The organism is Gemmiger formicilis (assembly GCF_016901605.1).
Classification (GTDB): Bacteria; Bacillota; Clostridia; order Oscillospirales; family Ruminococcaceae; genus Gemmiger; species Gemmiger formicilis_B.
In genome coordinates, this window is sequence record NZ_JACJKP010000193.1 from 1 (window position 1) to 4,899 (window position 4,899).

5 protein-coding genes are annotated in these 4,899 nt (G+C 49.2%); 2 read left to right on the plus strand and 3 right to left on the minus strand.

What is annotated here, in order from left to right; all coding sequences use genetic code 11:
• Nucleotides 1-64 precede the first annotated feature (64 nt).
• Entirely contained in the window at nucleotides 65-526 is a 462-nt protein-coding gene (locus H6B10_RS12495) for a C-GCAxxG-C-C family protein (protein WP_204651911.1), read from the minus strand.
• A 221-nt stretch (nucleotides 527-747) separates the two neighbouring features.
• Here H6B10_RS12495 and htpG point away from each other — a divergent pair, with 221 nt between their 5' ends.
• Nucleotides 748-2,649 (plus strand): molecular chaperone HtpG, encoded by a 1,902-nt coding sequence (gene htpG / locus H6B10_RS12500; protein ID WP_204651908.1) that lies wholly within the window; start codon nucleotides 748-750, stop codon nucleotides 2,647-2,649.
• Between the two features lie 164 nt (nucleotides 2,650-2,813).
• On the plus strand, nucleotides 2,814-3,677 hold the full coding sequence (locus H6B10_RS12505; protein WP_204651909.1) for an AraC family transcriptional regulator: 864 nt from the start codon (nucleotides 2,814-2,816) through the stop codon (nucleotides 3,675-3,677).
• Between the two features lie 40 nt (nucleotides 3,678-3,717).
• Here the strand turns inward: H6B10_RS12505 and H6B10_RS12510 are convergent, their stop codons facing one another.
• Together H6B10_RS12510 and H6B10_RS12515 are read right to left on the minus strand one after the other, a co-directional pair.
• Nucleotides 3,718-4,329 carry a thymidine kinase gene (locus tag H6B10_RS12510; protein WP_204651910.1) on the minus strand — a complete coding sequence of 204 codons (612 nt, stop codon included), beginning with the start codon at nucleotides 4,327-4,329 and terminating at the stop codon, nucleotides 3,718-3,720.
• Between the two features lie 18 nt (nucleotides 4,330-4,347).
• Nucleotides 4,348-4,890: a redox-sensing transcriptional repressor Rex gene (locus H6B10_RS12515; RefSeq protein WP_345941843.1), complete on the minus strand. Its 543-nt coding sequence runs from the start codon at nucleotides 4,888-4,890 to the stop codon at nucleotides 4,348-4,350.
• Nucleotides 4,891-4,899: the final 9 nt, after the last annotated feature.

Sequence of the window (4,899 nt, forward strand, 5' to 3'; positions counted from 1 at the left end):
GCGCCGCTGGGCAAAGTATGCGTATAAATCTGCATAAGAAAAACCTTCCTTTATCGAAAATGGATCATTCGTGATCCAGTGGATGTTGCTCAATATATTCGGCCATCAGGTCCGCCGCCAGACGTACCAGCTCCGGGCAGGGGCGCTTTTTGTAGTATTCCGCCGTACGGGCACTGGCTACCGGGCTTCCTTCGGCCTTATCCAGCCCTAACAGTTCCCGGCAGACAATGCTGCCTCCTCCGTTACGTTGACGGTATTGTTCCGCCAGAGCTTGCACCTCGGTATACGTTTTGGTTTTCTGAGCGGGGTCGGTGTTTCCGTATAAAGCGCCAAGCACCAGCGTCAGACCGGAAAAAGCTCCGCATACTTCCCGCATACGGCCAAAGCCACCGCCAAAGCCGGAAGCCATCTTCAGCGCCTGTTCTTCGGTCAGGCCCATTTCCTGCGCAAAGGCCAGGGCTACGCACTGACTGCAGTTGTACCCCTTAAAAAATGCCTCGTATGCTTTGTCCCCGTAAACGGACATTGTCACATCACATTCCTTTATAATAAAAATACAGGTTATGTACAGAATACCCCAATTACGACGATTTGAAAAGAGGAAAAAGCATAGATTGGGCGCGTGTTTTATAAATTTTTTGTGAATTAGGAGAGAACCTCTTGCACTTTAATCAAAAGAGTGCTAAACTACCGTTAGCAGTTAAAAATATAGAGTGCTAATCCACTATAAAAGCGAGGTCCTTTTTTATGGCAATGCGTCAATTCAAGGCCGAAAGCAAAAAGCTGCTCGACCTGATGATCAATTCCATTTATACCAATCGAGAGATCTTTCTTCGTGAATTGATCTCCAATGCGTCGGATGCCTGCGACAAGCGTTATTTCAAGAGTCTGACCGATACGACCATCGGTATCACGAAGGATGACCTGAAGATTCATCTGCAGCCGGACAAGGAGAGCCGTACCCTGACCATTAGTGATAACGGTATCGGCATGACCAAAGATGAATTGGAAAAGAACCTGGGTACCATCGCAAAGTCCGGCTCGTTGGACTTTAAGACGGAAAACCAGAGCGATAATATCGACATTATCGGTCAGTTCGGTGTAGGCTTCTATTCGGCCTTTATGATCGCCAGTAAGGTAACTGTCATTTCCCGTGCCCAGGGAGAGGACACTGCCTGGAAATGGGAGTCCACGGGTGTGGAAGGGTACACCCTCACCGAAGCGGACAAGGACGAAGTAGGTACTGAAATCATCCTGGTTCTCAAAGAAGATACCGACAACGAAAACTACAGCGAATATCTGGATGATTATACCCTGGCCAATCTGGTCAAGAAGTATAGCGATTATATTCGTTTCCCCATTACCATGTTCCGTGAGAAGTCCCGCCAGAAACCCAAACCGGAGGATGCCGGCGACGACTATAAACCGGAATACGAAACCTACACCGAGCTGGAAACGCTCAACAGCATGGTCCCTATCTGGAAACGTCCCAAGAGTGAAGTGAAGAACGAGGACTACAACGAGTTCTACAAGAACAAGTTCATGGACTATTCCGATCCGTTGCGGGTTATTACCAGCCGCACCGAAGGTACGGCAACCTATACGGCACTGCTGTTTGTGCCCGGCCGTACGCCGTATGATTACTACACCAAAGAGTATGAGAAGGGCCTTGCCCTGTACGCTTCCGGTGTAATGATCATGGAAAAATGCGCCGACTTGCTGCCTGACTACTTCAGCTTTGTGAAAGGCGTGGTGGACAGCGAAGACCTGAGTCTGAACATCAGCCGTGAAACGCTGCAGAAAGACAGCCAGCTGAAACTGATGCGCAACAGCCTGGAAAAGAAGATCAAAAACGAGCTGCACGCCATGCTGGTCAATGACCGCGAAAAGTACGAAACCTTCTGGCATGCTTTTGGCCGCCAGATTAAGTTTGGCATCTACGGTGATTACGGCATGCATAAGGATCTGCTGGCAGATCTGCTGCTGTTCTTCTCTGCCAAGGAGCAGAAACTGGTTACGCTGGATGAATATATCGAGAAGATGCCCGAGGACCAGAAGTGCATCTATTATGCCGCCGGTGACGATACTGACCGGCTTGGCAAACTGCCCAACGCACAGCTGGTTCTGAGCAAAGGCTATGATCTGCTGCTGTGCACCGAGGATGTGGATGAATTCTGCCTGCAGATGATGCGGGATTACAAGGAGAAGGAATTCAAGAATATCAACTCCGGTGATCTGGGCCTGGAAACCGAGGAAGAAAAGAAAGCTGCCGAAGAAACTGCAACCGAGAACAAGGATTTGTTCGAAGAAATCAAGAAGACTCTGAACGGTAAGATCAAGGATGTGAAGGTGAACCCCACGCTGCAGGAACATCCGGTCACGCTGTCCAGCGAGGGCGGTGTCTCCATGGAAATGGAGAAGATTCTGCGCAAGATGCCCAACGGCGAAGGGGTAGAAAGCACGAAGGTGCTGGAACTGAATCCGGATCACGAAGTGTTTACTGCTCTGAAAGCCGCCCATGAAGCAGGCGATACCGAGAAGGTAGGCAAATATGCCGAGTTGCTGTACGACCAGGCATTGCTGATTGCGGGGCTTCCTATCGAGGACCCTGTTGCTTATGCACAGCTGGTTTGCAGCCTGATGAAATAATATTGGCCAATAAGAAGTGCCGGGAACTTCCCGGCACTTTTCTTTTGGAATTAATTCGGTAGCCATATAAAAACAATTTGATAAACAGCAAAAAAAGTGCTATTCTTAATTCGAAGGCAAAAACAGCTTGTTTACGGCCAGGGTGACTGGCAAAGGGGAGCGTAATGGTTTCGGAATATACATACTGTCCCCAGACAGATTTTTTTATCGAACGCGTTGACCGTGATGAAGGGTATGATATGCTCAGCTTTCATATCCATCACAAATTTGAGATCTATTATGAAATTGCAGGCGCCAGACGATATTTCATAGAAGATTCTGCGTATATCGTCAACGCTGGCAGTGTGGTGCTGATTGGCGAAAATCAAATTCATAAAACGGCCTCATTGGGAGATACCCCTTCCAGCCGTATTGTGTTGAACTTCAGCCGGGAATATTTGGAAAAAGTGACAGCCGTATTTCCCGAAGTGGATTTCTTTTCTTTTTTGACAGAAGAACATAACCATTTGCTTTCCAACATCTCTGTTAAACAACAGAATCATATCCAGGGAATGCTGGTGCAGCTCCTGTCCCTGGAAGGCAAAGAATCGCCGGAATGTGAAGCCCGAAGAAAAATGCTTCTGGCAACCTTGCTGCTGGAACTGAAAGACCTGTGCAGACAGCAGCAGGAGCAGGGTGGAGAAAATGGCCGCGTCAGCAACCATATTGTAGACCAGATTCAGGCATATATTGCACAGCATTATACGGAAAAGCTCACCCTCACCGGGATCGCCAGCCGATTTTACATCAGCCCATACTACCTGAGCAGGTTGTTTAAAAAGTCCACCAATTTGAGCCTGGTCGAATATATCAACGGTGTGCGCATCAAGGCGGCCCAGAATCTGATTGAAAAAACAGGGGACAGCATCGCATTTGTCGCGGAACAGACGGGGTTCATGACGACCGCGCATTTCCGCCGGGTGTTTAAGGACGCTACGGGACTGTCTCCGCAGCAATACAGGCAATACTATAAGCGCATCAATAAATAAAAAACACACCGGCTTTCCGTAGGGAGAGCCGGTGTGTTTTTTACTCTGCTTTGTTGTGGCGCTTTAGGAAGGCGCGGTATTCCCGGTACCAACACTGGGGGCACAGGCTTTGATACTCTACATTGTCAACGGTATCAATGGCCACCTGGGCACCTTCAAAGACAAATTCACCATTGACTTTTCGCCCGTTACAGATGGCTTTTCGGCCGCAGGCGCAAATGGTTTTGAGTTCCTCTATGGTATGCGCCAGTTCCAGAAGACGGGTAGAACCGGGGAAACCACGCATCATAAAGTCGGCCCGCAGCCCATAGCAGATGACGGGAATACTGAGGTCCACCGTTACCAGAAAAAGCTGTTCCGCTTGCGCCGGGGTGAAAAACTGGCTTTCGTCGCACAGAATGCAAGCCGGGGCACCGTGGGCAGCAGCGTCAGCTTTGACCAGCTCTACAATGTTCATTTCCGGACTGACAAGTATATCTACTTTGCAGCTGATGCCCAGCCGGGAAACAATGGAATCTTCGCCTTTCGTGTCTATGGATGGTTTCAAAATCAGAACACGCATCCCGCGTTCCTTATAGTTGTAGGCTACCTGCATAAGAGCGGTGGTTTTGCCGCTGTTCATTGCGCCGTAGCGAAAATACAGTTTTGCCATGAGGGAAATCTTCCTCCATTACTCTTTGTTGCGCAGGCGATAACCCAGGCTCATCAGGCTGTCGCCCAAATGCACATTTTCTACGGTCAACTCAGGATATTCTACCGAAAGGTCATAGTGGCTAAAATTCCACACGCCCTTAATGCCGTAGGATACCAGATTACCCGCAAGGTCAATGGCACTTTGCCGTGGAACGCACAAAACGGCTACTTCAGGGTGATGCTGAGCGCAAAAAGATTCCAGATCATGCAAAGGCAGAATCCGAACACCACACATTTCTTTGTCATACAGATCAGGATTGATGTCAAACACACCGATCAAACGGTAGCCGTTGGTATCGCGGCTGATAAAACTCGACACGGCAGAACCCAAATGACCTGCGCCAATCAGGATGGTGGGCAGGCGCTCGCCGTCTCCGAACAGCAGTTTGCCGATTTCTGCGCGCAGAACATCCACTTTGTACCCGATGCCTTGCTGGCCGAAACCACCGAAACAGTTGAAATCCTGACGAACCTGACTGGCTGTCGTACCCATCATGTGGGCCAATTCGCTGGAAGAGATTTTCTCTTT

Bases quoted from the DNA above. Each gene is read 5' to 3' on its own strand.
- H6B10_RS12495 (WP_204651911.1), bottom strand. From the start codon at position 526: ATGTCCGTTTACGGGGACAAAGCATACGAGGCATTTTTTAAGGGGTAC.
- htpG (WP_204651908.1), top strand. From the start codon at position 748: ATGGCAATGCGTCAATTCAAGGCCGAAAGCAAAAAGCTGCTCGACCTG.
- H6B10_RS12505 (WP_204651909.1), top strand. From the start codon at position 2,814: ATGGTTTCGGAATATACATACTGTCCCCAGACAGATTTTTTTATCGAA.
- H6B10_RS12510 (WP_204651910.1), bottom strand. From the start codon at position 4,329: ATGGCAAAACTGTATTTTCGCTACGGCGCAATGAACAGCGGCAAAACC.